The organism is Pseudomonas sp. Mb7, from assembly GCF_054790525.1.
In genome coordinates this window covers 5,441,115-5,465,897 of sequence record NZ_CP186501.1, presented here as the reverse complement: position 1 = coordinate 5,465,897, position 24,783 = coordinate 5,441,115, and the positions used below count along the sequence as shown (strand labels likewise).

At 59.1% G+C, this 24,783-nt stretch carries 25 protein-coding genes and 1 pseudogene; 10 read left to right on the top strand and 16 right to left on the bottom strand.

The genetic code is table 11. The features are described from left to right. Positions 1 to 84: 84 nt before the first annotated feature. Genes ACOYXH_RS24765 through exbB form a run of 3 tightly spaced genes read right to left on the bottom strand, consistent with a single transcriptional unit; the run spans position 85 to position 2,222 of the window. Entirely contained in the window at positions 85 to 837 is a 753-nt protein-coding gene (locus ACOYXH_RS24765) for a TonB family protein (RefSeq protein ID WP_460410002.1), read from the bottom strand. Beyond that, a complete protein-coding gene (exbD, locus tag ACOYXH_RS24760) occupies positions 834 to 1,262 on the bottom strand; it encodes a TonB system transport protein ExbD (RefSeq protein ID WP_007920333.1) in 429 nt (142 codons plus the stop codon). Before exbD ends, ACOYXH_RS24765 begins: the two co-directional genes overlap by 4 nt. 6 nt (positions 1,263 to 1,268) lie before the next feature. Next, complete coding sequence (gene exbB / locus ACOYXH_RS24755; protein WP_150729004.1) at positions 1,269 to 2,222, bottom strand: tonB-system energizer ExbB; 954 nt, start codon at positions 2,220 to 2,222, stop codon at positions 1,269 to 1,271. 188 nt (positions 2,223 to 2,410) lie between these two features. Between exbB and ACOYXH_RS24750 the strand changes: the two genes are divergently transcribed. After that, positions 2,411 to 3,268, top strand: a complete 858-nt coding sequence (locus ACOYXH_RS24750) for an SDR family oxidoreductase (protein WP_460410001.1) — start codon at positions 2,411 to 2,413, stop codon at positions 3,266 to 3,268. A gap of 139 nt (positions 3,269 to 3,407) precedes the next feature. Here ACOYXH_RS24750 and ACOYXH_RS24745 read toward each other — a convergent pair whose 3' ends face one another. From ACOYXH_RS24745 to ACOYXH_RS24720, 6 genes are all read right to left on the bottom strand, one after another. Beyond that, positions 3,408 to 4,148: a hypothetical protein gene (locus ACOYXH_RS24745; protein ID WP_460410000.1), complete on the bottom strand. Its 741-nt coding sequence runs from the start codon at positions 4,146 to 4,148 to the stop codon at positions 3,408 to 3,410. 68 nt (positions 4,149 to 4,216) lie between these two features. Further along, positions 4,217 to 4,597: a RidA family protein gene (locus ACOYXH_RS24740; RefSeq protein WP_003229509.1), complete on the bottom strand. Its 381-nt coding sequence runs from the start codon at positions 4,595 to 4,597 to the stop codon at positions 4,217 to 4,219. A 24-nt stretch (positions 4,598 to 4,621) separates the two neighbouring features. Then, positions 4,622 to 6,727, bottom strand: a complete 2,106-nt coding sequence (spoT, locus tag ACOYXH_RS24735) for a bifunctional GTP diphosphokinase/guanosine-3',5'-bis pyrophosphate 3'-pyrophosphohydrolase (protein ID WP_007920338.1) — start codon at positions 6,725 to 6,727, stop codon at positions 4,622 to 4,624. 57 nt (positions 6,728 to 6,784) lie between these two features. Next, a complete protein-coding gene (rpoZ, locus tag ACOYXH_RS24730; protein ID WP_008030604.1) occupies positions 6,785 to 7,048 on the bottom strand; it encodes a DNA-directed RNA polymerase subunit omega in 264 nt (87 codons plus the stop codon). Positions 7,049 to 7,215: 167 nt separating this feature from the next. Continuing rightward, the gene (gmk, locus tag ACOYXH_RS24725) at positions 7,216 to 7,836 is read right to left on the bottom strand and encodes a guanylate kinase (protein ID WP_008078609.1); all 621 of its coding nucleotides are present in this window, start codon (positions 7,834 to 7,836) and stop codon (positions 7,216 to 7,218) included. 12 nt (positions 7,837 to 7,848) lie between these two features. Further along, on the bottom strand, positions 7,849 to 8,712 hold the full coding sequence (locus ACOYXH_RS24720; protein WP_093429970.1) for a YicC/YloC family endoribonuclease: 864 nt from the start codon (positions 8,710 to 8,712) through the stop codon (positions 7,849 to 7,851). A 271-nt stretch (positions 8,713 to 8,983) separates the two neighbouring features. On the opposite strand from ACOYXH_RS24720, the gene rph reads away from it, so the two are divergent. From rph to gltS, 3 genes are all read left to right on the top strand, one after another. Then, the gene (gene rph, locus ACOYXH_RS24715; protein ID WP_016985814.1) at positions 8,984 to 9,706 is read left to right on the top strand and encodes a ribonuclease PH; all 723 of its coding nucleotides are present in this window, start codon (positions 8,984 to 8,986) and stop codon (positions 9,704 to 9,706) included. Positions 9,707 to 9,734: 28 nt separating this feature from the next. Beyond that, the gene (locus tag ACOYXH_RS24710) at positions 9,735 to 10,103 is read left to right on the top strand and encodes a DUF4870 domain-containing protein (protein WP_007920344.1); all 369 of its coding nucleotides are present in this window, start codon (positions 9,735 to 9,737) and stop codon (positions 10,101 to 10,103) included. 357 nt (positions 10,104 to 10,460) lie between these two features. Further along, the gene (gene gltS, locus ACOYXH_RS24705) at positions 10,461 to 11,669 is read left to right on the top strand and encodes a sodium/glutamate symporter (RefSeq protein WP_095049324.1); all 1,209 of its coding nucleotides are present in this window, start codon (positions 10,461 to 10,463) and stop codon (positions 11,667 to 11,669) included. Between the two features lie 78 nt (positions 11,670 to 11,747). On the opposite strand, the gene ACOYXH_RS24700 is transcribed toward gltS, so the two are convergent. After that, the gene (locus ACOYXH_RS24700) at positions 11,748 to 12,527 is read right to left on the bottom strand and encodes an exodeoxyribonuclease III (protein WP_007920349.1); all 780 of its coding nucleotides are present in this window, start codon (positions 12,525 to 12,527) and stop codon (positions 11,748 to 11,750) included. A gap of 82 nt (positions 12,528 to 12,609) precedes the next feature. Between ACOYXH_RS24700 and pyrE the strand changes: the two genes are divergently transcribed. Beyond that, the gene (pyrE, locus tag ACOYXH_RS24695) at positions 12,610 to 13,254 is read left to right on the top strand and encodes an orotate phosphoribosyltransferase (RefSeq protein ID WP_008078597.1); all 645 of its coding nucleotides are present in this window, start codon (positions 12,610 to 12,612) and stop codon (positions 13,252 to 13,254) included. 183 nt (positions 13,255 to 13,437) lie between these two features. On the opposite strand, the gene argB is transcribed toward pyrE, so the two are convergent. From argB to coaBC, 4 genes and pseudogenes are all read right to left on the bottom strand, one after another. Then, positions 13,438 to 14,343 (bottom strand): acetylglutamate kinase, encoded by a 906-nt coding sequence (gene argB, locus ACOYXH_RS24690; RefSeq protein WP_003229488.1) that lies wholly within the window; start codon positions 14,341 to 14,343, stop codon positions 13,438 to 13,440. A gap of 17 nt (positions 14,344 to 14,360) precedes the next feature. Then, positions 14,361 to 15,737 (bottom strand): annotated as a pseudogene (locus ACOYXH_RS24685) (phosphomannomutase/phosphoglucomutase); the annotation flags it as partial. Positions 15,738 to 16,055: 318 nt separating this feature from the next. Then, positions 16,056 to 16,511 (bottom strand): dUTP diphosphatase, encoded by a 456-nt coding sequence (dut, locus tag ACOYXH_RS24680; protein WP_095049326.1) that lies wholly within the window; start codon positions 16,509 to 16,511, stop codon positions 16,056 to 16,058. Between the two features lie 5 nt (positions 16,512 to 16,516). Beyond that, positions 16,517 to 17,725: a bifunctional phosphopantothenoylcysteine decarboxylase/phosphopantothenate--cysteine ligase CoaBC gene (gene coaBC / locus ACOYXH_RS24675; RefSeq protein WP_007920365.1), complete on the bottom strand. Its 1,209-nt coding sequence runs from the start codon at positions 17,723 to 17,725 to the stop codon at positions 16,517 to 16,519. A 135-nt stretch (positions 17,726 to 17,860) separates the two neighbouring features. Between coaBC and radC the strand changes: the two genes are divergently transcribed. Beyond that, the gene (radC, locus tag ACOYXH_RS24670; protein WP_093429665.1) at positions 17,861 to 18,535 is read left to right on the top strand and encodes a RadC family protein; all 675 of its coding nucleotides are present in this window, start codon (positions 17,861 to 17,863) and stop codon (positions 18,533 to 18,535) included. A 134-nt stretch (positions 18,536 to 18,669) separates the two neighbouring features. Here the strand turns inward: radC and ACOYXH_RS24665 are convergent, their stop codons facing one another. Continuing rightward, positions 18,670 to 20,256 (bottom strand): ABC transporter substrate-binding protein, encoded by a 1,587-nt coding sequence (locus ACOYXH_RS24665; RefSeq protein WP_095049327.1) that lies wholly within the window; start codon positions 20,254 to 20,256, stop codon positions 18,670 to 18,672. Between the two features lie 448 nt (positions 20,257 to 20,704). Between ACOYXH_RS24665 and rpmB the strand changes: the two genes are divergently transcribed. Both rpmB and rpmG read left to right on the top strand, forming a co-directional pair. Next, positions 20,705 to 20,938 carry a 50S ribosomal protein L28 gene (gene rpmB / locus ACOYXH_RS24660; RefSeq protein WP_007920377.1) on the top strand — a complete coding sequence of 78 codons (234 nt, stop codon included), beginning with the start codon at positions 20,705 to 20,707 and terminating at the stop codon, positions 20,936 to 20,938. 11 nt (positions 20,939 to 20,949) lie between these two features. Continuing rightward, positions 20,950 to 21,105: a 50S ribosomal protein L33 gene (gene rpmG / locus ACOYXH_RS24655; RefSeq protein ID WP_003177274.1), complete on the top strand. Its 156-nt coding sequence runs from the start codon at positions 20,950 to 20,952 to the stop codon at positions 21,103 to 21,105. A 180-nt stretch (positions 21,106 to 21,285) separates the two neighbouring features. Here rpmG and ACOYXH_RS24650 read toward each other — a convergent pair whose 3' ends face one another. Continuing rightward, a complete protein-coding gene (locus tag ACOYXH_RS24650; protein ID WP_095049328.1) occupies positions 21,286 to 21,648 on the bottom strand; it encodes a cupin domain-containing protein in 363 nt (120 codons plus the stop codon). 239 nt (positions 21,649 to 21,887) lie between these two features. Here ACOYXH_RS24650 and ACOYXH_RS24645 point away from each other — a divergent pair, with 239 nt between their 5' ends. Then, complete coding sequence (locus ACOYXH_RS24645; RefSeq protein WP_016985821.1) at positions 21,888 to 23,381, top strand: aldehyde dehydrogenase; 1,494 nt, start codon at positions 21,888 to 21,890, stop codon at positions 23,379 to 23,381. Between the two features lie 190 nt (positions 23,382 to 23,571). Continuing rightward, entirely contained in the window at positions 23,572 to 24,717 is a 1,146-nt protein-coding gene (locus ACOYXH_RS24640; RefSeq protein WP_095125019.1) for an MFS transporter, read from the top strand. The last annotated feature ends 66 nt before the right edge of the window (positions 24,718 to 24,783 follow it).

Sequence of the window (24,783 nt, the reverse complement as noted above, 5' to 3'; positions counted from 1 at the left end):
AGATCGCAGCCTTCGGCAGCTCCTACATTGGAATGCGATCCTTTGTAGGAGCTGCCGGAGGCTGCGATCTTTTGATCTTGCTACTTAGCGGCGGCGTTCGAGGGAGTAAACAAACGGCGCAACAATTTCAATCGAGCCATTGTTCAGCATGTCGGCCGGTGGCTTGGGCAGCGGTTGCGCGCGGCGGATCATTTCCAGGGTAGCCCGGTCCAGATCGGCGTTGCCGGAGCGGCCCACCAGTTCGAACGACAACACATTGCCTTCGGCATCCACCACGAAGCGCAGACGGTTCAAGCCTTCTTTACCGCGTGCCTGAGCACTGGCCGGGTACTTTTTGTACTTGGCCAAATGCGCGAGCAGGGTGCCTTGCCAACTGGCCTTGGCAGCCATCTGAGCCGGCGACGGACCCGGTGCAGGCTGGGCGGATTTCTCCGTCGGTGCCTGAGTCGGTTGAGTGTCAGCCGGTTTCTCCTCGGAAGGTTTTTCCTTCGGCGGATCTGGCAGCTTCTTCTCGACCGGCTTCGGCGGTTTAGGCTTGGGCTTGGGCTTTGGCTTGGGTTTCTGCACCGCGATTTCAGCTTTCGGTGCTTCGGCCAGTTTCGGAATCGGCAACTCTTCAACCGGAGCCGGTGGCTGCGGCGGTGTGACGACTTTCGGCGGAGCAGGCGGTGGCGGGGCCGGAACCGGGGCCAGCTCGACCATCATTGCCTGTGGGGGCAATTCGATGGGCGGGCGGGCGGTCCAGTTCAGCGCCAGCGCGATGGCCAGCGCGTGAACGCCCAGCACCACGGCCAGGCTACCGCTGTAACGCGTCAGCTTATGGCGCGTCGTGATCATTTCTTGGCTGCCGTCTCAAGTCCGACCAGACCGACCTTCAGGTAACCGGCGGAGCGCAGCTTGTCCATCACGCTCATGAGGTCGCCGTAATCCACGCCTTTGTCGGCCTGGAAGAAGATGGTGGTGTCTTTCTTGCCCTGAGTCTTGGCGTCGAGCACGGCGCCAAGGGTTTCGGCTTTCACTTCATCGTCGCCGATGTACAGGCGCTGGTCAGCCTTGACGCTGAGGAACACCGGTTTCTCTGGCCGCGGCGCCGGTTTGGCGGTCGAGGCAGGCAGGTCGACTTTGATGTCCACGGTGGCCAATGGAGCGGCCACCATGAAGATGATCAACAGCACCAGCATCACGTCGATGAACGGCGTGACGTTGATTTCGTGGTTCTCGGCCAGATCGTCGTCTGCGCCTTCTTTCAAATGCAGGCCCATGGCCGATTACCCCACTTTCACCATGTGCGGTTGCGAGCTGCGCTCAGGCTGGTGATCGAGGTCGCGGCTGACCAGCAGCAGAACTTCTGCCGACGCGTCGGAAACCTGCGCCTTGTAACCGGCGATGGAACGGGCGAAGACGTTGTAGATCACTACCGCAGGAATCGCCGCAACCAGGCCCAATGCAGTGGCCAGCAGTGCTTCAGCAATACCGGGCGCTACGACAGCAAGGTTGGTGGTCTGGGTTTTGGCGATGCCGATAAAGGAGTTCATGATGCCCCACACGGTACCGAACAGGCCGACGAACGGCGCGGTGGAACCGATGGTGGCGAGGACGCCAGTGCCGCTGCTCATGTTGCGACCGCAGGCAGCTACCAGACGCTCGAGGCGGAAGCTGACGCGTTCCTTGATGCCTTCCTTCTCGCGGCTGTTGACCGACAGGCGCATCTCTTCGAGGGCGTCGTGCACCAGCAGGTTGGCGAGGGTGCCTTCCTTGCCGGCAGTGGTGCTGGCTTCTTTAAGGGTGGTGGCTTTCTTCAGGGCGGCGATCTCGCCACGCAGGCGACGCTTGGCGCCCATCAGCTCGAAGCCTTTGGCGATCCAGATGGTCCAGGTGATGATGGAAGCGATGGCCAGACCGATCATCACGATTTTCACGATGATGTCGGCGTTCTGGTACATGCCCCACGGCGACAGGTCGTGAGCCATGCCCAGGCTGTTGTCGGCTTCAAGAACTTCAGGGACGTCGGCAGCGTCAACCGCTTGCACCGGATCGGTAGCGGCCGGGGCAGCCGGAGCAGCGGCTGGTGCGCTTTGCTCGGTGGCGGCTGGCGTTGCAGGCGCCTGGGCGTCGGCGAATGCAGCGGTCGGCGCCAGCATCAGGCTGAGCAGCAGAGCCGCCAGCGCGCTCCAGGCGCGAGGTCGATTGGTTGGCGAAGCGGGGATTTGATTGCGTGTCATGCTGGCCGGACCTGAGATAGAAAAACGTTGATGCTCTTCCAGGCCTCGTGAGGCCGAGAACAAAAGTGAGGTGCATTATTGCAAGTAATTCTTGTTAACAAAAGTAATAGAGTATCTTTTTTTCCTTCATTGCTAGCCGCCCGTCCTTTGCCAGCGCTAGTCTGTGTCTTTCCGATAGGAGTTTTTTGATGTCCGCGCCTTCTGTTTTGATTGCCGGTTGTGGTGATGTCGGCAGTCGTCTGGCCAGGCAATTGCTGGCGGCTGGTTGGGAAGTTCATGGCTTGCGCCGGGATGTTTCGAAGCTGCCCGACGGGGTGATTGGCGTTGCCGGCGACTTGTTCAATGAGGACTGCCCGGCGACCTGGCCGGTGGGGGCCGTGGACTATCTGGTGTATTGCGCTGCAGCGACTGATCACGATGAGGCCGGTTATCGCGCGGCTTATGTGCAGGGTTTGCAGAATGTCCTGAGCTGGCTCGACGACTATGGGCAGGTGCCTGAGCGGCTGATCTTCGTCTCCAGCAGCAGTGTGTATGGGCAGCAGGAGGGTGAGTGGGTCGATGAGAACTCAGAGACCATCGCTGCCGGTTATTCCGGGCGATTGATGCTGGAGGCTGAGCAGGTCGCGCTCAACAGCGGTATTCCGGCAAGCATTCTGCGTTTGACCGGGATCTATGGACCGGGCCGCGAGTGGCTGCTGACTCAAGTGCGTCGCGGCTATCGCGTGGCGGTCGAGCCGCCGCTGTATGGCAACCGGATTCATGCTGACGACGCGGCAGGGTTGCTGGCGTTCCTGTTGGAGAGAGATCGGCAGGGCGTGAAGCTGGAGGATTTCTACATCGGCGTCGACGACGCGCCGGCACCCTTGGCCGAGGTAGTGGGCTGGTTGCGTGAGTATCTGGGCGTTACCGAATGGTCGGAAGACGCGAGCGTTCGGCGCACGGGCAGCAAGCGTTGCAGCAATGCCCGGGCTAAAGCGTTGGGCTGGACGCCAATTTACCCGAGCTACCGCGAAGGCTATGCCGCGATCCTAGAAGGTAAATGCTGACTTCCTGACACCCCAAAACAACTGTAGGAGTGAGCCTGCTCGCGATGAGGTCATAACATTCAACACTTGTGCTGACTGTTACACCGCTATCGCGAGCAGGCTCACTCCTACAGGGGATATCTGCGAATTCAGAAGCAGGTTACTGCTTCTCCAGCAACCACTTGCGCTCGCCCGGCGTGTACTGCGGCATTTCATCTGCCAGCGCCGTGTTCACGGCCTGGAAAATCTCCAGTTCCTTGCCCTTGCGCGCAAAGATGTAGGCATTGCCCTGACCGTTGAGCTGCAACCACATGTTGTCGTTGGTGCTACTCATCGACGCGCAATCACCTGCCAGGCACAAGGCATAACGGTCGGCTCCTGGCAGCCCGGAGACCTGGCCGTCAGCCTGAAACTGCACGGTGCCGCCTTCGCCCTGACCGCTGGCGATTGTCCAGTTGCCGCCCATGTAGGCGGAATACAGTGCACGTTCGAAACTGGCACCGATCGGTGCGCCTTCCGGCACCGGAATCTGTGCACGGTCGAAAACCTGCTCCGGTTCGTTCTCGCTGGCGGCTTGCTGCAGTTGTCCGCCGTCGCGTTTCAGCTCGCTAGCAGAACTGCCATAGAAGTCGACTTTCCAGGCGCCGGATTTTTCACCCAGCAGCCGTCCTTCGACGTTCTCAAAACCGTTGGTGTAGCGGGCCTGACTGGCCTTGGTGTTGACGTCCCACTCAAGGTTCGGGCCGTAAGCCTGAAGCGCTTCGCGCAGGGGGCCGCCCTTGGCTGCGGCATCGATCGCCACCTGATTGATCCAGGTGCCACTGATGTCACGGTCGGCAGGGTTGCTGGCGCAGCCGCCGAGGAAAATGGCGAGCAGCGGGAGAGCTAGCGCTTTGCGCATGGTGGAATCCTTTCAAAACCTTTTCTTGCAGAGCAGTCGGCGCGGCTTTGGAGGCCGCGCCGTGCGCATCACTCGATGACCAGAATGGCATCCATTTCAACCTGCGAACCCTTTGGCAGGGCAGCCACGCCGATGGCGGCGCGGGCCGGGTATGGCTGGTCGAAGTACTTGCCCATGATCTCGTTGACCTTGGCGAAGTGGCTCAGGTCGGTGAGGAAGATATTCAGTTTGACGATGTCCTTGAACGAGCCGCCAGCGGCTTCAGCCACGGCTTTGAGGTTCTCGAACACCTGGACGGTCTGGGCTTCGAAGCCTTCAACCAGTTCCATGGTTTTTGGGTCCAGAGGAATCTGGCCCGACATGTAAACGGTGTTGCCTGCCTTGATCGCCTGGGAGTAAGTACCGATGGCGGCCGGGGCCTTGTCGCTGGTGATTACGGTTTTGGTCATATATGACTCCTTGTAATAGGCAGGTTATGCACGCATGCGGGTGATGCGGATCACCCCGGTCAAGGCGCGCAGTTTCTTGATCACGCGGGCCAGGTGCACACGGTCGTGAACGCTGACCACCAACTGGACCACGCTGATGCGACCATCGCGTTCGTCCATGCTGATTTTCTCGATATTGCCGTCGGCTGCGTTGACGCTGCTGGCCAGCAGGGCAATCAGGCCGCGCTGGTGTTCCAGCTCGACGCGCAGTTCGACGTTGAATTCGCCGGTGACATCCTTGGCCCACGAGAGCTGGATGCATTTTTCCGGGTTGTGCCTGATTTCACTGATGTTGCGGCAGTTGTCCAGGTGCACGACCATGCCTTTGCCCGCCGACAGGTGCCCGACGATCGGGTCGCCTGGGATCGGCGTGCAGCACTTGGCGTAGCTCAGCACCAAGCCTTCGGTGCCACGAATCGCCAGCGGGCCTTCCGGGCTTGGCAACTGTTCGCCTTCGCCGAGCAGGCGGCGGGCGACCACATAGGCCATGCGGTTGCCGAGGCCGATGTCTTCGAGCAGGTCTTCGATCAGTTCGAGGCGGTACTCGGTGAGCATCGCCTTGACGCGTTCGGCCGGGATCTTCTCCAGCGAACTGTCGAAACCGTTGAGCACCTTGTTCAGCAGGCGTTCGCCGAGGCTGATGGACTCGGAGCGACGTTGCAGTTTCAGCGCATGGCGGATGTGCGTGCGTGCCTTGCCGGTGACGACGAAATTGAGCCACGCCGGGTTTGGCCGTGCGCCCGGGGCGCTGACGATCTCGACTGTGGAGCCGCTTTGCAGTGGTTCGGACAGCGGTGCGAGACGGCGGTTGATCCGGCAGGCTATGCAGCTGTTGCCGACATCGGTGTGCACCGCGTAGGCAAAGTCGACCGCCGTGGAGCCTTTCGGCAGCTCCATGATCCGGCCTTTTGGCGTGAACACGTAGACCTCGTCCGGGAACAGGTCGATCTTCACGCTCTCGATGAATTCCAGCGAGTTGCCGGCACGTTGCTGCATCTCCAGCACGCCTTTGACCCACTGACGGGCGCGGGCGTGAGTGCCTTTTGGCTGCTCGTCACCGCTGGATTTGTACAGCCAATGGGCGGCGATGCCGTTGTTGGCCATCTCTTCCATTTCGCGGGTGCGGATCTGGATTTCGATCGGCACGCCGTGCATGCCAAACAGCGTGGTGTGCAGCGACTGATAGCCGTTGGCCTTGGGAATCGCGATGTAATCCTTGAAGCGCCCTGGCAACGGTTTGTACAAATTATGCACAGCACCCAGCACGCGGTAACAAGTATCGACCTTGTCGACGATGATCCGGAACGCATAGACGTCCATGATCTCGTTGAAGGCCCGACGCTTGCCGCGCATTTTCTTGTAGATGCCGTAGAGGTGTTTCTGACGACCGCTGACTTCGCCCTGGATGCCGTCGATGGCAAGGCAGTGACCGAGGGATTCTTCGATCTTGTTGACGATTTCCTTGCGGTTGCCCCGGGCGCGTTTGACCGCTTGGTAGATCCGCGCGGAACGCATCGGGTGCATGGCCTTGAAGCCAAGGTCTTCAAATTCGATACGAATGGCATGCATGCCCAGCCGGTTGGCGATGGGCGCGTAGATTTCCAGGGTTTCCTTGGCGATGCGTCGGCGCTTTTCGCCGGACAGCACTTCCAGCGTGCGCATGTTGTGCAGGCGGTCGGCGAGTTTGACCAGGATCACGCGAATGTCGCGTGCCATGGCCATGGCCATTTTCTGGAAGTTTTCGGCTTGGGCTTCGGCCTTGGTCTCGAAATTCATCTGGGTCAGTTTGCTGACCCCGTCGACCAGTTCGGCCACGGTTTCACCGAACTGCGCTTGCAGCGCTTCTTTGGCGATACCGGTGTCTTCGATCACGTCATGCAGCATCGCCGCCATCAGGCTCTGATGGTCCATGTGCATGTCGGCAAGAATATTGGCCACGGCAAGGGGATGCGTGACGTACGCCTCGCCGCTGCGACGGCGTTGACCGTCATGGGCTTGTTCGGCGTAGAAATACGCTCGGCGGACCAGGTTGACCTGGTCGTTGCCGAGGTAGGTCGATAAGCGATCGGCGAGGGCGTCTATGCTCGGCATGATAATTCCTGCCGTAAGCTGTGATCCCGCGCCGTGCTACGTCGACCAGGCATAGGCTTAGACGGCCTCGTTGGACTCGTCCTCGAACGCTGCAAACAGCGGCTCATCCTGGACGATTTCCTGCTCGGCGATGAACTCGTAGCTCATCAGGCCTTCAGCGATTTCACGCAGTGCGACAACAGTCGGCTTGTCGTTTTCCCACTGGACCAATGGCTCTTTGCCGCCGGTGGCCAGTTGACGGGCACGCTTGGTAGAGAGCATGACCAGCTCAAAGCGGTTTTCCACGTGTTCTAGGCAGTCTTCAACGGTTACGCGGGCCATGGTATTCCTCGGAGCGAATGCAATATGCGCGCTGCCCGGTTGGGCGAGCGGACTCAACAGTTTAAAAAATCACCAGCGATTAGGGAAGCGCTGATTTTTTGACCAAGCCCTTCAACGCGCTGCAAGCACCAATGTAAAGCGCTTGCAGCTGTTTTGGGAAGTGCTGATTATCCGAGCAATTCGGCCAGCAATTTGCCGAAACGTACTTGCTGGCGTTTCTGCTGGAGTTGATTGGCGCGGAAAATCGCCTTCAGATCGTCCAGTGCGTGAGCAAAATCGTCGTTGATGATCAGGTAGTCGTATTCGACATAGTGACTCATCTCGCTGACCGCTTCGCGCATCCGCCCGTCAATGATCTCGTCGCTGTCCTGGCCGCGATTGGTCAGGCGTTGGTGCAGGGCCTGAAGCGACGGCGGCAGGATAAAGATCGAGCGTGCTTGCGGCATCAGCTTGCGCACTTGCTCGGCGCCTTGCCAGTCGATTTCCAGAATCAGGTCGTGACCTTCGTCCAGCGTCTGCTGCAGGCGGCTTTGCGAGGTGCCGTAGAAGTTGCCGAAGACTTCGGCGCGTTCGAGGAAGTCGCCATGCTCGCCCATCTTCACGAACTCTTCGCGGGTCACGAAGTGATAGTTCACGCCGTCCACTTCACCCGGACGCATGGCGCGGGTGGTGTGGGAAACCGAAACGCGAATTTCCGGTATGGCATCGGTCAACGCCTTGACCAGACTGCTCTTGCCCGCGCCCGATGGCGCGGAAATGATGTACAGGGTGCCGGTGCTGTGGGTCATGTCGGGGTAGCCTTACTCAATATTCTGCACTTGTTCGCGCATCTGCTCGATCAACACCTTGAGGTTGACGGCGGCTTGGGTGCTGCGCGGGTCGAAGGCCTTGGAGCCCAGTGTGTTGGCTTCGCGGTTGAGTTCCTGCATCAGGAAGTCCAGGCGCCGACCAGCGGCACCGCCGGACTTGAGCACCCGGCGAACTTCGATGATGTGGGTGCTCAGGCGATCCAGTTCTTCGGCCACGTCGCTCTTTTGCGCGAGGATGACCATTTCCTGTTCCAGGCGCTGCGGATCCAGCTCGGCCTTCATGTCAGCGAAGCGATCGAGGACTTTCTGACGCTGGGTCGCGAGCATCTGCGGCACCAGTTCGCGCAGGGTCACGACGTCTTCTTCGATGGAGGTCAGACGCTCGTTGATCAGGCGTGCCAGCTCCGCGCCTTCGCGCTCGCGGCCGGCCTTCAGCTCTTTCAGGCCTTGATTAAAAAGCGCCAGTGCGTCGGCATTCAGCGCCTGCGGGTCGCTCGCATCGCCCACCAGTACGCCGGGCCAAGCCAGCACTTCCAGCGGGTTGAGTGCGGCAGGGTTTTTGATCAGCCCGGCAACGGTCTCGGCTGCAGCAACCAGCTGCGCGGCGCGCTCGCGATCGACTTGCAGGGTTTTGCCGGTGCTTTCTTCGGTGAAACGCAGGGTGCATTCGAGTTTGCCCCGCGACAGGCCCTGACGCAGCGCTTCACGCACCGCGCCTTCGAGGTCGCGAAACGACTCCGGCAGGCGCAGGTGGGGTTCCAGATAGCGGCTGTTCACCGAGCGCAGTTCCCAGCTCAGGGTGCCCTGTGCGCCGGCTTTTTCGACGCGGGCGAAGGCGGTCATGCTGTGCACCATGGCGGTGACCTCGCAAATGCAGATCGGCGCGAAACCTGTGTTCCGCAGGCGCGATATGTATGAATTTAAGCCGACTGGCAGCAAAGGCGCAGGATTGTAGCGCAGTGCGGCGAATGCGCCCAAACACACGGTGTGACAAAGGGCTGCATCCCGTCGGTAACGGGTGTTTCAGGGCCTTCGATCGTCGGGCTGGATTTTTAACGAGTGCCCACGCGCGGTGCAGCGCTCTATAATGCTCGGCAGTTTTCCGTCCCCAGTACAGGTATTCCCTATGAAACGTCCAAGTGGTCGCGCTGCCGATCAGCTCCGCTCGATCCGCATTACCCGCAACTACACCAAACACGCCGAGGGATCCGTACTGGTCGAATTCGGTGATACCAAAGTCATCTGCACCGTCAGCGTCGAAAACGGTGTGCCGCGCTTCCTCAAAGGCCAGGGCCAGGGTTGGTTGACCGCCGAATACGGCATGCTGCCGCGCGCCACTGGCGAGCGTAACCAGCGTGAAGCGAGCCGTGGCAAGCAGGGCGGCCGCACCCTGGAAATCCAGCGCCTGATCGGCCGTTCCCTGCGCGCTGCGCTGGACATGTCCAAGCTGGGCGATGTGACCCTGTACGTCGACTGCGACGTGATCCAGGCCGACGGTGGTACTCGCACGGCTTCGATCACCGGCGCCATGGTTGCACTGGTTGATGCGCTGAAAGTAATCAAGAAGCGTGGCGGCCTGAAGGGTGGCGATCCGCTCAAGCAGATGATCGGTGCCGTGTCGGTCGGCATGTATCAGGGTGAGGCTGTGCTGGATCTGGACTATCTTGAAGATTCCGCCGCCGAGACTGACCTCAACGTGGTGATGACCAGCACCGGTGGTTTCATCGAGGTGCAGGGTACGGCTGAAGGCGCGCCGTTCCAGCCTGAAGACTTGAACGCCATGCTGGAACTGGCCAAGCAAGGCATGAACGAAATCTTCGAACTGCAAAAGGCAGCACTGGCCGACTGAGCAGGTTCATAACCGCAAGGAGGACGCGATGAGTGACGAACAAGAGTTGCTGCCCAAACCGAGCCAGGAGGTTCGCCAGTGGGCGATGTTTTGTCATTTGTCGGCCTTGCTGGGGATCTGGATTCCGTTCGGCAATCTGATCGGGCCGTTGATCCTCTGGCAGATGAAGCGCGAAACGGACCCGTTCATCGACGCTCAAGGCAAGGAGGCGCTGAATTTTCAGATCACCGTCGCCATCGCCTCGTTGATCTGTTTCCTGCTGATGGTGCTGATCATCGGGTTCTTCCTGTTGGGGATACTGGCTATCGGTGCGCTCGTTTTGACCATCATCGCCGGTGTGAAGGCCAATGAAGGTTTTCCTTACCGATATCCGTTTACCTGGCGACTGATCAAATAAGGCGCTCGAAAAGTTTTAAAACAAATGCCCTGACCTGTCAGGGCATTTTATTAATGCAACAAAATTAATCGCTATTATGGGTAGGAATGATCTGATCGCGATGATCGGTCGATACTCTTTCTGTATATACACTTTTAGTCACAACTGCATCGGCTTAGTTCGGATTCATGGCCTTGGAATCAAAGGCGACGATTGTTAAAGTTGCTCGGATAATATTTCTCCTGAAATATTAAGATATATTCAAGCCATCGAAGGCTATTGAATTTCCGAGTAATCAGTGTTGAGACAATCAGCCGGTTCATGAGGTGCGTGCAGGTAAACAGCTCGCCTCTGAATATATAGCCAAGAATAATCCCAATGATTCAGCTCGATTTTTACGGAACACTTGTGGCCGCCTCCTTAGTTCTTTTGCTAGGGCGCGGGCTAGTTATGCGTGTTGGCTTCATGCGCAGTTACAATATCCCTGAACCGGTCGCGGGTGGCCTGGTAGTTGCCTTGATCTTGTTGCTGCTGCGAACGCTAAATATTGAAATTCGTTTCGATACTTCGCTGCAGACACCTTTGATGCTGGCCTTTTTTGCCACCATTGGTCTAAGTGCAGACTTTGCCAGCTTGAAGAAAGGCGGGCGCGTTGTCGGGATATTTCTGTTGGCAGTCACCGGATTGTTGGTGGTGCAAAATGCGATGGGGATCGGGCTGGCAACAATGCTCGGGCTCGATCCATTGATGGGACTGCTGACCGGATCGATCACCTTGGCGGGCGGTCACGGCACTGGGGCTGCGTGGGGTACGGTATTCAGTGAGAAATACGGTCTGGCCTCTGCCTCCGAGCTGGCGATCGCCTCCGCGACGTTTGGTCTGGTGCTGGGTGGTTTGATTGGTGGACCGGTCGCACGGTTGCTCATCAAGCGAGTGCAGGTGCCCGGTTGTCAGAATCAGCAAACGCCGCGGTTGCCAAGAGGCTTCGAGCAACCAAACAAAGAACGCTCGATTACCCCGTTTTCGTTTATAGAAACACTCGCCCTGATTGCAGTCAGCTTGTTGGCGGGCAATCTTCTGAATGGCTGGCTGCACGGTACTTCATTCGAGTTGCCGACGTTCGTTTGTGTTCTGTTTGTTGGCGTGGTCTTGCGCAACGGGCTTTCGGCGTTGGGTCTGTATCAGGTGTTCGAGCGTGAGGTGTCGGTGCTGGGTAATGTCAGCTTGTCGCTGTTTCTGGCGATTGCCCTGATGTCGCTCAAGTTGTGGGATCTGGCCGCACTGGCGTTGCCGATTTTCATCATTCTGGCTGTACAGGCGCTGGTCATGGCGTTGTTCGCGATTTTCGTGACATTCCGGATGATGGGGCGCAACTACGACGCGGCCGTGCTGGCGGCAGGGCATTGCGGTTTCGGATTGGGTGCGACGCCGACGGCGATTGCCAATATGCAGGCAGTGACGCAGCGTTATGGGCCGTCGCAGATTGCCTTTCTGGTGGTGCCGATGGTCGGAGCGTTTTTCATCGATATCATTAATGTCGTCGTGATCAAGCTCTACCTGACCTTACCGTTCTTCGCCGCTGTCTGAGTCCGAATCGGCTTGGCACTGACGCACAAAAAATGCCCGTATCTTGCGATACGGGCATTTTTAACTGCGAAACGACGCTTAGATGGTCAGCGTCCAGTCGTAGTCGACGATCAGCGGTGCGTGCTGCGAGAACCGTGGTTGACGCGGCAGGCGAGCACTGCGCACGAAGCGCCGCAGGCCCGGGGTCAGGATCTGGTAGTCAAACCGCCAGCCGAGATTGAGCATCTCGGCCTGTTCGTTGTCCGGCCACCAGCTGTACTGGTCGCCTTCGCGGCTGACTTCGCGCAGGGCATCGACATAGCCCATGTTGCCGACAATCTCGTCCATCCAGGCGCGTTCTGGCGCCAGGAAGCCCGGGGATTGCTGGCTGTCGCGCCAGTTCTTGATGTCGAGCTTCTGCTGCGCCACGTACAGCGAGCCACAATAAATGTACTCGCGACGTTTGCGCCGCTGTTTGTCCAGGTACTTGCCGAAGTCGTCCATGAGCTTGAACTTCTGGTTCAAGTCCTCATCGCCGTTCATCCCCGAAGGAAGCAGCAAGGTGGCAATACTGACTTTGTCGAAATCTGCTTGCAGGTAGCGCCCGTAGCGGTCGGCCGTCTCGAAACCGAGACCGCTGATGACAGCCTTCGGTTGCAACCGCGAATACAAAGCCACGCCGCCTTGGGCAGGGACTTCAGCATCGCAGGCATAAAGGAAGTAGCCATCCAGTTGGAAGGCTGGGTCATCCAGTTCAAAGGCGGAGGCACGGGTGTCCTGCAGGCAGATGACGTCGGCATTCTGTGCTTGCAGCCAACTGAGCAAACCACGCTCGACTGCAGCCTGAATACCATTGACGTTCACACTGATGATCCGCATAAATGGCCCCAAAAATCGCGTGCGTGTATGATACACGGCGTCAAGCTAATTAGCTAAATCCGTGGTATTTGGGGTTTTTTTCATGCAAGCGTATCAGCGCGATTTCATTCGTTTTGCCATCGATCGCGGCGTTTTGCGCTTCGGTGAGTTCACCCTGAAGTCCGGGCGCACCAGTCCTTACTTCTTCAACGCCGGCCTGTTCAACTCGGGTTCGGCCCTGGCGCAGTTGGGGCGTTTCTACGCTGCAGCCATTGCCGAAAGCGGTATTCCCTTCGACGTTCTGTTTGGACCGGCCTACAAAGGCATCCCGTTGGCAGCGACCACAGCTGTCGCGTTGGCCGAGCACCACGACCGTGATCTGCCATGGTGCTTCAACCGCAAGGAAGCCAAGGCCCACGGCGAGGGCGGCAGTCTGGTCGGCGCGCCGCTGACTGGCGATGTGCTGATCATCGACGACGTGATCACCGCTGGTACGGCAATCCGCGAAGTGATGCAAATCATCGCTTCCCAGGACGGCGCCAAAGCTGCGGGCGTGCTGATCGCGCTGAACCGTCAGGAGCGTGGCAACGGTGAGTTGTCGGCGATTCAGGAAGTAGAACGCGACTTCGGCATCCCCGTCATCAGCATTGTTTCGCTGAACCAGGTGCTGGAATTCCTCGCTGACGACCCGCAACTCAAGCAGCACCTGCCAGCCGTGGAAGCCTACCGCGCCCAATTCGGCGTCTGACACACCTTCTCTGTAGGAGCTGCCGAAGGCTGCGATCTTTTGATTTTGGCATTTGCGAGCAAGATCAAAAGATCGCAGCCTTCGGCAGCTCCTACACAGGAGAGGTGCAGAAGTCTGAGGTTGCAGGCAAAAAAAGACCCCGCTCAGCCTGGCTGAGCGGGGTCTTTTTGTTTGCGTCTGCGCTTACGGACGCTTGCGATTGCTGATTAGCGTGCCCACACCGGTGTCGGTGAAGATTTCCAGCAGGATCGCGTTCGGCACGCGGCCGTCGATGATCAGCGAGCTGCCCACGCCGCCCTGAACCGCTTCCAGTGCGCAACGGATCTTCGGCAGCATACCGCCGTAGATAGTGCCGTCGGCGATCAGGTCGTCGACCTGCTGCGTGCTCAGGCCGGTCAACACGGTGCCCGACTTGTCCATCAGGCCGGCAATATTGGTCAGCAACATCAGCTTCTCGGCTTTCAGTGCCTCGGCGACTTTACCAGCCACCAGATCCGCGTTGATGTTGTACGACTCGCCGTTCTCACCCACGCCAATCGGCGCAATCACCGGAATGAAGTTGCCTTTGACCAGCAGGTTCAGCAGTTCGGTGTTGATCCCGACCACTTCGCCGACCTGACCGATGTCGATGATTTCCGGCTGGGTCATCTCCGGGGTCTGACGGGTGACGGTGAGCTTCTTCGCACGAATCAGCCCGGCGTCTTTACCGGTCAGGCCGATGGCGCTGCCGCCGTGACGGTTGATCAGGTTGACGATGCTTTTGTTGACCTGGCCGCCAAGGACCATTTCCACCACATCCATGGTCGCCGCGTCGGTGACGCGCATGCCATCGACGAAGTGGCTTTCGATCGACAGGCGCTTGAGCAGATCACCGATCTGCGGGCCGCCGCCATGAACCACCACCGGATTGATGCCCACGGCTTTCATCAACACGATGTCGCGGGCGAAGCCGGTTTTAAGCTCCTCGCTTTCCATCGCGTTGCCGCCGTATTTGATCACCAGGGTCTTGCCGACATAACGTCGGATGTAAGGCAACGCTTCGGACAGGACCTGGGCGGTATGGGCGGCGGCTTCGCGTTCGAGGGTCATTCAGGGCTCCGGGTGGATCAGAACGGTAGTTGGAGATCAGGTGCAACACGTTTCAATTGGGCGTGGAATACGTCCTTGATACGCGCAAGTTCTGCCTCGTCATCGGCCTCGAAGCGCAGCACCAGCACCGGTGTGGTGTTGGACGCGCGCACCAGGCCCCAGCCTTTGGCGTAATCGACTCGCACGCCGTCGATGGTGGTCAGGTCAGCGCCTGCGCCCCACTGTGCGTCGTGCAGTGCATCAATGATGCTGAATTTGCTCTCTTCGGTCACATGGATATTGATTTCCGGCGTAGAAATATCGTTCGGGAAGGTCGCAAACAGCTCTTCCGCGGTGGATTTTTCCTTGCTGAGGATCTCCAGCAGCCGTGCGGCGCTGTAGATGCCGTCGTCGAAACCGAACCAGCGCTCCTTGAAGAAGATGTGCCCACTCATTTCACCGGCCAATAGTGCACCGGATTGTTTCATTTTCTTTTTGATCAACGAATGACCGGTCTTCCACATTAGCGGACGGCCGCCGTATTCCTTGATCAGCGGCACCAGGCGACGGGTGCATTTGACGTCGAAGATGATTTCCGCGTCCGGGTTGCGCGCGACCACGTCACGGGCGAACAGCATCAGCAGGCGATCGGGGTAAACGATGCTGCCGGTGTTGGTCACCACGCCGACACGGTCGCCGTCGCCGTCGAAAGCCAGGCCGATGTCGGCGTTGGTTTCTTTGACTTTGGCGATCAGATCGACGAGGTTTTCAGGCTTGCCCGGATCCGGGTGGTGGTTCGGGAAGTTGCCATCGACCTCGCAGAACAGCGGGATGACTTCGCAATTCAGCGCTTCGATCAGTTGCGGGGCGATCACACCGGCCGCGCCGTTGCCGCAGTCGACCACGACCTTCATGCGCCGCGCCAGTTTGATGTCCTGGACGATTTCGGTGTTGTAGCGGTCGAGGATCTCGACCTGAGTGACACTGCCGGTGCCGCTGCTCAAGTTGTTGGTCTTGAGGCGCTCGTGCAGGGCCTGGATCTGTTCGTTGGCGAGGGTGTCGCCGGCGATGACGATCTTGAAACCGTTGTAGTTCGACGGGTTGTGGCTGCCGGTGAGCATCACCCCGGATTTGCCGGCCAGGACGTTGGCGGCGTAGTACAGCGCGGGCGTTGGCACCAGGCCGACATCGCTGACGTGGCAGCCGCTTTCGGCGATGCCGCGAATCAGTTCTGCAACCAGCTCCGGGCCGGACAGGCGGCCGTCGCGACCGACGGAAACGTTCGGCTCACCTTGGGCCAGGCTCTGCGAACCGATGGCGCGGCCGATCCAGTAAGCGGTTTCGGCATTGAGGAATTCCGGCACGGTGCCGCGAATGTCATAGGCGCGGAAAATGCTGTCGGGCAGCTTCGGGGCGATCTTGGCTGGGGTGCTCATCTACGGAAATGCTCCATCTCGAAAGTGGCGGGACAGACCGACGAATCGTTCGACGGCAGGCTCAAACTGAAGGGTATGACGGCGTTTTCCACGGAGAGTTCGTGGTATGAAAGGGCCATGATGCCTCGGCGGGCGTGGCTTTCGGCCGGCAAAACCTTGATTTTCGGTGTTAAACCTTTCAGCTGATCTGCTGAAACTTCCCCCTGTAGGAGCTGCCGCAGGCTGCGATCTATTGATCTTGATCTTAAAAATCAAAAGATCGCAGCCTGCGGCAGCTCCTACAGAAGATGGCTCCGGTTATTTGGTGCCGGTATGGCCAAATCCGCCAGTGCCGCGTTCGGTTTCGACGAACTCTTCAACCATTTCGAAATGCGCCTGTACCACCGGTACCAGCACCAGTTGCGCCAGACGTTCGCCGACGGTCATGGTGAAGTCGGTCTGGCCACGGTTCCAGCAAGACACCATCAGCGGGCCCTGATAATCCGAGTCAATCAGACCCACGAGGTTGCCCAGCACGATGCCGTGCTTATGGCCCATGCCCGAGCGCGGCAGGATCAGCGCGGCGAGGTTCGGGTCGCCGATGTAAACCGACAGACCGGTGGGGATCAGCACGGTTTCACCCGGCTTGATCACGATGTCCTGATCCAGCATGGCGCGCAGGTCGAGGCCGGCGGAACCCGGGGTGGCGTATTGCGGCAGCGGGAATTCGGTGCCGATGCGTGGGTCGAGGATCTTGGCTTGCAAAGCGTGCATGTAAATTAAACCTGGTTCAGACGTTCGGCGATAAAGGTGACCAGTTGGCGAGCGATCTTGCTCTTGCTGGTCTGGGCGAAAACCGTGGCGTGCAGCGCACGGTCAATCACGCTGCAGGCGTTTTCTTCGCTGTTGAAACCGATGCTCGGGTTGGCGACGTCGTTGGCGACGATCAAATCGAGATTCTTGTCCTTCAGCTTGCGTGCAGCGTAGTCGAGCAGGTGTTCGGTCTCGGCGGCGAAACCGACACTGAACGGACGGTCGGGACGCGTCGCGATGGTGGCCAGGATGTCCGGGTTACGCACCATTTGCAGGACGAAGCCGTCACCGCTCGTAGGATCTTTCTTGAGTTTTTGCGGGGCGACGACTTCCGGGCGGTAGTCCGCAACGGCTGCCGAGGCGATGAACACATCGCACGGGATCGCCGACTCGCAAGCCGCGAGCATGTCGCGGGCGCTGACCACGTCGATACGCGTGACGCGATCCGGTGTCGGCAGGTGCACCGGGCCGCTGATCAGCGTGACGCGGGCGCCGGCCTCAACTGCGGCTTCAGCGAGGGCGAAGCCCATTTTGCCGGAGCTGTGGTTAGTGATGTAGCGAACCGGGTCGATGTTTTCCTGAGTCGGGCCGGCGGTGATGACGACGTGTTTGCCGGTCAGCGCCTGGCGCTGGAAGCAGTCCGCCGCGCATTGTGCGAGGTCGGTGGCCTCCATCATGCGGCCCATGCCGACGTCGCCGCAGGCCTGGCTACCCGAGGCCGGGCCGAAGGTCTTCAGGCCACGACTTTCCAGGAGTTGCAGGTTGGCCTGGGTCGCCGGATCACGCCACATCGCCTGATTCATTGCCGGCGCGACTGCCACAACGGCGTCGGTGGCCAGCACCAGGGTGGTCAGCAAATCGTTGGCGATGCCTTGGGCCAGGCGGGCGATCAGGTCGGCGGTGGCCGGGGCGATCAGTACCAGATCGGCCCATTTCGCCAGCTCGATGTGGCCCATCGCGGCTTCGGCAGCCGGGTCGAGCAAGTCGAGGTGGACTGGGTGGCCGGACAGCGCTTGCATGGTCAGCGGGGTGATGAACTCGGCGCCGCCATGGGTCATGACCACGCGTACTTCGGCACCCTGATCGATCAGGCGACGAACCAGATCGGCGCTCTTGTAGGCCGCGATGCCGCCGCCGACGCCGAGCACGATGCGTTTCCGATACAGCCGCTGCATAGGTCTGCCTTTCATTTCGTGGGTGACATACGTGGCGAAACCCCCTCCCCAGGGTGAATTCGCCCGCAAAAAAGATGGGCTACGATATCACAGCGACCGCTACGGAACAGCGGCGCCCACAGACAGGGAAGTGCTATGAGTATTCGCGATTGGCCTGCGGCGGAACGTCCGCGGGAAAGGTTGTTGGAACACGGGGCAGCGAGCCTTTCAGACGCTGAGTTACTGGCGATTTTTCTGCGCACCGGGTTGCCCGGACTAAGTGCTGTGGATCTGGCGCGCAATCTGTTGACTCAATTCGGCAGCCTGCGTTTGCTGCTTGAGGCCGATCAGGACGAATTCAGCAAACAATTGGGGCTCGGGCCGGCGAAGTTTGCGCAACTGCAAGCTGCTCAGGAAATGAACAGGCGGCATCTGGCTGAGAAATCACGGCAGAAACCAGCCCTGGAAAACCCTCAGGTCGTTCGCGATTATCTGAAATCGATGCTGCGTCACGAACCGCATGAGGTGTTTGGTTGCCTGTTTCTCGACTCCAAACATCAAGTACTGAATTTCGAGATACTGTTTCGCGGCTCAATCGACAACACCAGCGTGCATCCACGCGAGGTTGTGAAGCGATGTTTGGCCAATAACGCCGCTGCGTTGATCCTGTGCCACAACCATCCATCGGGGAACACTGACCCCAGTCAGGCAGATCGGCTGCTGACCAAGCGACTGCAAAAGGCACTGGAGCTGATTGATGTGCGGGTGCTCGATCACTTCATCGTCGGCGATGGTGAGCCGTTGTCGATGGCTGAGTGTGGCTGGATGTAAAGTTCAGGGGAAAAACGCTAAACCCCTGTAGGAGTGAGCCTGCTCGCGATAGCAATTTTCCAGTCACCGAATGGGTTGACTGAAATGACGCCATCGCGAGCAGGCTCACTCCTACACGTTATGTGCAGGGCAGGTTATTTCAGGTTTACCTTCGAATAGTCCTGGCGGCCAAAGGGGCTTACCGAGTAACCCTGCACGTCCTTACGTGTCAGCGCATACGCGGTCGGATGCGCCAGCGGCAACCACAACGCCTGCTGCTGAATCTGCGCCTGCGCCTGCTCGTACAGCTTGGTGCGTACACCTTGTTCGCTGGTGGTCTTGCCGGCGCTGATCAGCTTGTCCAGATCGGCATTGCAGTAGCGCGCGAAGTTGGTGCCCGATTTGACCGCGGCGCAGGAAAACTGCGGTGTCAGGAAATTGTCCGGGTCGCCGTTGTCGCCGGCCCAGCCCATGAACAGCAGGTCATGCTCGCCCGCCTTGGCGCGGCGAATCAGTTCGCCCCACTCGATCACGCGGATTTCCGCCTGAATACCGATTTCCGCCAGATCCGATTGCAACAACTGTGCACCGAGGCTTGGGTTCGGGTTGAGCAGGCTGCCTGATGGACGCGTCCAGATGGTGGTCTGGAAGCCGTCTTTCAAACCGGCCTTGGCCATCAGCGCCTTGGCTTTGGCCACGTCATGCGGGTAACCCGGCAGGTTCTTCGCATAACTCCAGGTGTTCGGTGGGTAAGGGCCATTGGCCGCTTCGGCGGTGTCTTCGAACACCGCTTTGATGTAGTTGGCCTTGTCGAAGGCGAGGTTGATGGCCTGACGCACCTCTGGCTTGTCCAGCGGCGGATGCTGGCTGTTGATGCCAACGAAAGAGGTCATGAAGGCGTCAGTCTTTTCGACTTTTAGTGTCGGCTCTTTCAGCGCGGCCTGTACGTCCAAAGGTTTTGGCGACAGGGCGATCTGGCATTCGTTGCGCCGTAGCTTTTGCAGGCGCACGTTGGCGTCCGGGGTGATGGCGAAGATCAACGGGTCTACCGAAGGCTTGCCGCCAAAGTAATCCGGGTTGGCCTTGTAGCGAATCGCCGCGTCTTTCTGGAAGCGGTTGAACACAAACGGGCCGGTACCGATCGGCTGGCTGTTGAGCTTGTCCGTGGCGTTGGCCTTCATCAATTTGTCGGCGTATTCGGCGGAGTAGATCGAGGCGAAGCCCATGCTCAGTGTCGCCAGGAAGGTCGAGTCCGGGTGATCAAGGGTGAAACGCACGGTCAGCGGATCGAGCGCGTCGATCTTCTTGATCAGCGCTGGCAACTGCATCGATTGCGCATGGGGGAAGCCGCTTTGGGCGACTTTGTGCCACGGGTTGGCCGGGTCGAGCATGCGGTCGAAGCTGAATTTGACGTCTTCTGCGGTCAGCTCACGGCTCGGCCTGAAGTAGTCAGTCGTATGAAACTTCACCTGCGGGTGTAGCTTGAAGACATACGTCAGGCCATCGGTGCTGACTTCCCAGCTGTCGGCCAGGCTCGGCACGACTTTGCCGCTGGCGGTGTCGAATTCAACGAGACGGTTCATCAGCACGTCGGCCGAGGCGTTGGTGGTGGTCAGCGAGTTGTACTGCACCACGTCGAACCCTTCAGGGCTGGCCTCGGTGCAGACGCTCAGCGCGGCGGCCTGGGCCAGGGGGCTCAGCAGGAGCGGGGCGAGCAACAGGGGTAGGGCAGCGAGGCGCATGGTCGGTTTCCTTTTACAGATCGAAGGCCCATCTGCAAGTGCAGTCTGGAAAAGGCCTACCCTAGAGGTCTGGATTACAAATGACTATCCCCTTTTTGCATTTTCGGGGCACAGTGATGGCGGTTTTTCAGACCGCGGTGCGCGGTAAAAAGTCTGAATCGCCCGCAAGGGTGGTTTTCTGCGACGAGTGGTAAAAATCGATGCCAGCCTTTATCCAAGCCGTTCGCAGGCTGAAAAAGCGCCTTTTTGTGGATTGTTTGCACACCGAATGTTGTTGCTCTGAAGTCTTTCTGGTATAAAGCAGCGCTCTTTTCTAGGGGCCCGGTTCCTTCACTGTAGGTGTAGCCGGTAAGACCTCTAAAGAAACGCGGCGCCTGGCGCCAAATGACTGAGAGATTAAGCGGCCAACCCATGCCGGGTTGGGCATGTGGTTTTAGAGGGCTGAGGCATGTCGAGAGTATGTCAAGTTACCGGTAAGGGTCCGGTGACTGGGAATAACATTTCCCACGCAAACAACAAAACCCGTCGTCGTTTCCTGCCGAACCTGCAGCATCACCGCTTCTGGGTTGAAGAAGAGAAACGTTTTGTGCGTCTGCGCGTATCTGCCAAAGGCATGCGTATCATCGACAAGCGTGGCATCACTGTCGTGCTCGCCGAACTTCGCCGCGATGGCAAGATTTAAGGGAGCTAATCATGCGTGAATTGATTCGTTTGATCTCGAGCGCCGGTACTGGTCACTTCTACACTACCGACAAGAACAAGCGTACTACCCCGGACAAAATCGAGATCAAGAAATATGATCCGGTTGTTCGCAAGCACGTGATCTACAAGGAAGGCAAAATCAAGTAATTGATTTTTCCCGACTTACGAAAAAGGCCCGTATCTCACGATACGGGCCTTTTTTGTTGCCTCGGATTTTGTGTTTCCTGTTCTGGCCCTATCGCGAGCAGGCTCACTCCTAAATTGGAATGCGGTCACCTGTAGGAGTGAGCCTGCTCGCGATAGGGCCGGATCAGCCAGCGAAAATCCTCAAGCCTTCTGTTCAAAGATCACATAGATCTTGCGGCAAGCCTCAAGCACTTCCCAAGTGCCCCGAAACCCTGCCGGAATCACAAACCGGTCGCCAACGCGCAACGTCTTGGCATTGCCCTCGCCGTCACGCAGCACCGAGACCCCCTGCAGGATTTCGCAGTACTCATGCTCGGTGTAATTCACCGTCCACTGCCCGATCGCACCTTCCCAAACGCCAACGCCCATCTGCCCACAGGGGCTTTCGTACTGATGGAACACCGCTTGCTCAGGATCTCCCTTCAGCACCTTCGCCGGGTCCGGGCGATAGCGTTCGGCTTCGCTGCTGGTCAGGCTGATGTCGACGACGTTCTGGATGTTCATTGTTGTTATCCCCCGTGAATACGGCGCGATTGGCTGGAAAGGGTCAAAGTCTATGTTGATTAAAATCAACACCGCAAGGCCGTATGACCACCTTATGTCAAATATATTGAAACAACCCCGGCCGCTGGTTTAGGGTGGCGGGTGCCTCTGGCCGAAAAACCGGCTGGCCGGGCAGAATTCCTGAGGACGCTGGCGAAGATCGCGCGGCGCTCGTATTCAACAAGCGGAGGACACTCGAAATGACCACCCTGACTCGTGCCGACTGGGAACAACGCGCCCGCGACCTGAAAATCGAAGGCCGCGCCTACCTCAATGGCGAATACACCGACGCCGTCTCCGGCGAGACCTTCGAGTGCATCAGTCCGGTCGATGGCCGTCTGCTTGGCAAGATCGCCAGCTGTGACGCCGCCGACGCCCAGCGCGCCGTGGAAAACGCCCGCGCTACTTTCAATTCCGGCGTCTGGTCGCGCCTGGCGCCGACCAAACGCAAAGCCACCATGATTCGTTTTGCCGGCCTGCTTAAGCAGCACGCCGAAGAACTGGCCCTGCTCGAAACCCTCGACATGGGCAAGCCGATCAGCGATTCGCTGTACATCGACGTTCCGGGTGCGGCGCAAGCGCTGAGCTGGAGCGGTGAAGCGATCGACAAGATCTACGACGAAGTCGCCGCTACGCCGCACGACCAGCTGGGTCTGGTAACCCGCGAGCCGGTAGGCGTGGTCGGCGCCATCGTGCCGTGGAACTTCCCGCTGATGATGGCCTGCTGGAAACTCGGCCCGGCACTGTCGACCGGTAACTCGGTGATCCTCAAGCCGTCGGAAAAATCCCCGCTGACCGCCATCCGTATCGCTGCGCTGGCTGTTGAAGCCGGTATTCCGAAAGGCGTGCTCAACGTGCTGCCGGGCTACGGTCACACCGTCGGCAAGGCGCTGGCCCTGCACAACGATGTCGACACGCTGGTGTTCACCGGTTCGACCAAAATCGCCAAGCAACTGATGATCTACTCCGGCGAATCGAACATGAAACGCGTCTGGCTGGAAGCCGGCGGCAAGAGCCCGAACATCGTCTTTGCCGATGCGCCGGATCTGCAAGCGGCTGCCGAATCCGCTGCCAGCGCCATCGCGTTCAACCAGGGCGAAGTCTGCACCGCCGGTTCGCGTCTGCTGGTCGAGCGTTCGATCAAGGACACATTCCTGCCGATGGTGATCGAGGCGCTGAAAACCTGGAAGCCGGGCAATCCGTTGGATCCGGCGACCAACGTCGGTGCGCTGGTCGACACTCAGCAGATGAACACCGTGCTGTCGTACATCGAATCCGGGCACACCGATGGCGCCAAACTGGTGGCTGGCGGTAAGCGCATTCTTCAGGAAACCGGCGGCACTTACGTTGAGCCGACCATTTTCGATGGCGTGAGCAACGCGATGAAGATCGCTCAGGAAGAGATCTTCGGCCCGGTGCTGTCGGTCATCGCTTTCGATACGGCTGAAGAAGCGATCCAGATCGCCAACGACACGCCGTATGGCTTGGCCGCTGCGGTATGGACCCAGGACATCTCCAAGGCGCATTTGACCGCCAAGGCACTGCGCGCCGGCAGCGTGTGGGTTAACCAGTACGATGGTGGTGATATGACCGCACCGTTCGGCGGCTTCAAGCAGTCGGGTAACGGTCGCGACAAATCGCTGCACGCGTTCGACAAGTACACCGAGCTGAAAGCGACGTGGATCAAGCTGTAAGCCGTTAGGAGGGTCTGTTCGCAAGAGCAGATCCTCCAGACGAGGCAGATCCCTGTGGGAGCGAGCCTGCTCGCGAAAGCGGTGTATCAGTCAGCCCATGTGCTGAATGTGCAGCCGCATTCGCGAGCAGGCTCGCTCCCACATTTGTTTGATGTGGCCTCTAAAAAAATAATCCACAGGAGCGTGGAACATGCGGTGGGCGACGTATTTCGCCGTGTTGGCGTCTGTCTTGAGTGTCGGCCTGGCCCTGGGGGTCAGCATGCCGTTGGTATCGTTGCGCCTCGAAGGTTGGGGCTACGGCTCCTTCGCCATTGGCGTAATGGCAGCGATGCCAGCAATTGGCGTGTTGTTGGGCGCGAAGATTTCCAGTCATCTGGCGGCACGTTTCGGCACGGCGAACCTGATGCGCCTGTGCCTGTGGGCCGGGGCGCTGTCGATCGGTCTGTTGGCGTTGCTGCCGAGCTACCCGATCTGGCTGGTGCTACGGCTGATGATCGGGGTGATCCTGACCATCGTGTTCATCCTCGGCGAGAGCTGGATCAATCAACTGGTGGTCGAGAACTGGCGCGGGCGACTGGTGGCGCTGTATGGCAGCAGCTATGCGTTGAGCCAACTGTCGGGTCCGTTGCTGTTGGGCGCGCTGGGTACCGAGCATGATTACGGTTTCTGGGTCGGTGTCGCTTTGCTGTTGCTGTCGCCATTGCTCTTGCTGGGTCGCAGCGGTGCGCCGAGCAGTGAAGCCAGCAGCGTAACGTTCAAGGAATTGTGGGGCTTCGCCCGTGAATTGCCGGCGATTGCCTGGGCGGTGTCGTTGTTCGCCGCATTCGAGGCGATGATCCTGACGTTACTGCCGGTGTATTGCCTGCAACAGGGCTTCACTGCCGAGATTGCGCTGGCGATGGTCAGCACGGTGGTGGTGGGTGATGCGCTGCTGCAACTGCCGATTGGTGCGCTGGCCGATTATCTGTCACGGCGTACGCTATTCGCCGGTTGTGCGGTGGTGTTGATGGTGTCGAGTCTGGCGATTCCGCTGTTGCTCGACACGCTACTGATCTGGCCATTGTGGGTATTGTTCGGGGCGAGTGCCGGTGGTTTGTTCACTCTGTCGCTGATTCTGATTGGCGAGCGTTATCGTGACGATGCGCTGGTGCGGGCGAATGCGCACATTGCGCAGTTGTGGGGTGTCGGTTGTCTGGTCGGGCCGCTGGCCGCGGGGGCGGGCAGCCAGTGGATCAGTGGGCATGCGTTGCCGTTGTTGATGGCGATCGGAGCGTTCGGGTTGGTGATATTGCTGTTGCGCCAAGGTGCATTTGGCGCAGTTACTGAGCCTGCCTGACATCAAAAGATCGCAGCCTTCGGCAGCTCCTACAGGAGGAATGCACTTCAACTGTAGGAGCTGCCG

Bases quoted from the DNA above. Each gene is read 5' to 3' on its own strand.
- ACOYXH_RS24745 (WP_460410000.1), bottom strand. From the start codon at position 4,148: ATGCGCAAAGCGCTAGCTCTCCCGCTGCTCGCCATTTTCCTCGGCGGC.
- rpoZ (WP_008030604.1), bottom strand. From the start codon at position 7,048: ATGGCCCGCGTAACCGTTGAAGACTGCCTAGAACACGTGGAAAACCGC.
- ACOYXH_RS24710 (WP_007920344.1), top strand. From the start codon at position 9,735: ATGAGTGACGAACAAGAGTTGCTGCCCAAACCGAGCCAGGAGGTTCGC.
- spoT (WP_007920338.1), bottom strand. From the start codon at position 6,727: ATGCCGAGCATAGACGCCCTCGCCGATCGCTTATCGACCTACCTCGGC.
- rpmB (WP_007920377.1), top strand. From the start codon at position 20,705: ATGTCGAGAGTATGTCAAGTTACCGGTAAGGGTCCGGTGACTGGGAAT.
- exbD (WP_007920333.1), bottom strand. From the start codon at position 1,262: ATGGGCCTGCATTTGAAAGAAGGCGCAGACGACGATCTGGCCGAGAAC.
- radC (WP_093429665.1), top strand. From the start codon at position 17,861: ATGAGTATTCGCGATTGGCCTGCGGCGGAACGTCCGCGGGAAAGGTTG.
- ACOYXH_RS24645 (WP_016985821.1), top strand. From the start codon at position 21,888: ATGACCACCCTGACTCGTGCCGACTGGGAACAACGCGCCCGCGACCTG.
- ACOYXH_RS24720 (WP_093429970.1), bottom strand. From the start codon at position 8,712: ATGGTGCACAGCATGACCGCCTTCGCCCGCGTCGAAAAAGCCGGCGCA.
- coaBC (WP_007920365.1), bottom strand. From the start codon at position 17,725: ATGCAGCGGCTGTATCGGAAACGCATCGTGCTCGGCGTCGGCGGCGGC.
- ACOYXH_RS24765 (WP_460410002.1), bottom strand. From the start codon at position 837: ATGATCACGACGCGCCATAAGCTGACGCGTTACAGCGGTAGCCTGGCC.
- rpmG (WP_003177274.1), top strand. From the start codon at position 20,950: ATGCGTGAATTGATTCGTTTGATCTCGAGCGCCGGTACTGGTCACTTC.
- ACOYXH_RS24650 (WP_095049328.1), bottom strand. From the start codon at position 21,648: ATGAACATCCAGAACGTCGTCGACATCAGCCTGACCAGCAGCGAAGCC.
- ACOYXH_RS24750 (WP_460410001.1), top strand. From the start codon at position 2,411: ATGTCCGCGCCTTCTGTTTTGATTGCCGGTTGTGGTGATGTCGGCAGT.
- rph (WP_016985814.1), top strand. From the start codon at position 8,984: ATGAAACGTCCAAGTGGTCGCGCTGCCGATCAGCTCCGCTCGATCCGC.
- exbB (WP_150729004.1), bottom strand. From the start codon at position 2,222: ATGACACGCAATCAAATCCCCGCTTCGCCAACCAATCGACCTCGCGCC.
- pyrE (WP_008078597.1), top strand. From the start codon at position 12,610: ATGCAAGCGTATCAGCGCGATTTCATTCGTTTTGCCATCGATCGCGGC.
- argB (WP_003229488.1), bottom strand. From the start codon at position 14,343: ATGACCCTCGAACGCGAAGCCGCCGCCCATACCGCCCAGGTCCTGTCC.
- dut (WP_095049326.1), bottom strand. From the start codon at position 16,511: ATGCACGCTTTGCAAGCCAAGATCCTCGACCCACGCATCGGCACCGAA.
- ACOYXH_RS24665 (WP_095049327.1), bottom strand. From the start codon at position 20,256: ATGCGCCTCGCTGCCCTACCCCTGTTGCTCGCCCCGCTCCTGCTGAGC.
- gmk (WP_008078609.1), bottom strand. From the start codon at position 7,836: ATGACCCACAGCACCGGCACCCTGTACATCATTTCCGCGCCATCGGGC.
- ACOYXH_RS24640 (WP_095125019.1), top strand. From the start codon at position 23,572: ATGCGGTGGGCGACGTATTTCGCCGTGTTGGCGTCTGTCTTGAGTGTC.
- gltS (WP_095049324.1), top strand. From the start codon at position 10,461: ATGATTCAGCTCGATTTTTACGGAACACTTGTGGCCGCCTCCTTAGTT.
- ACOYXH_RS24700 (WP_007920349.1), bottom strand. From the start codon at position 12,527: ATGCGGATCATCAGTGTGAACGTCAATGGTATTCAGGCTGCAGTCGAG.
- ACOYXH_RS24740 (WP_003229509.1), bottom strand. From the start codon at position 4,597: ATGACCAAAACCGTAATCACCAGCGACAAGGCCCCGGCCGCCATCGGT.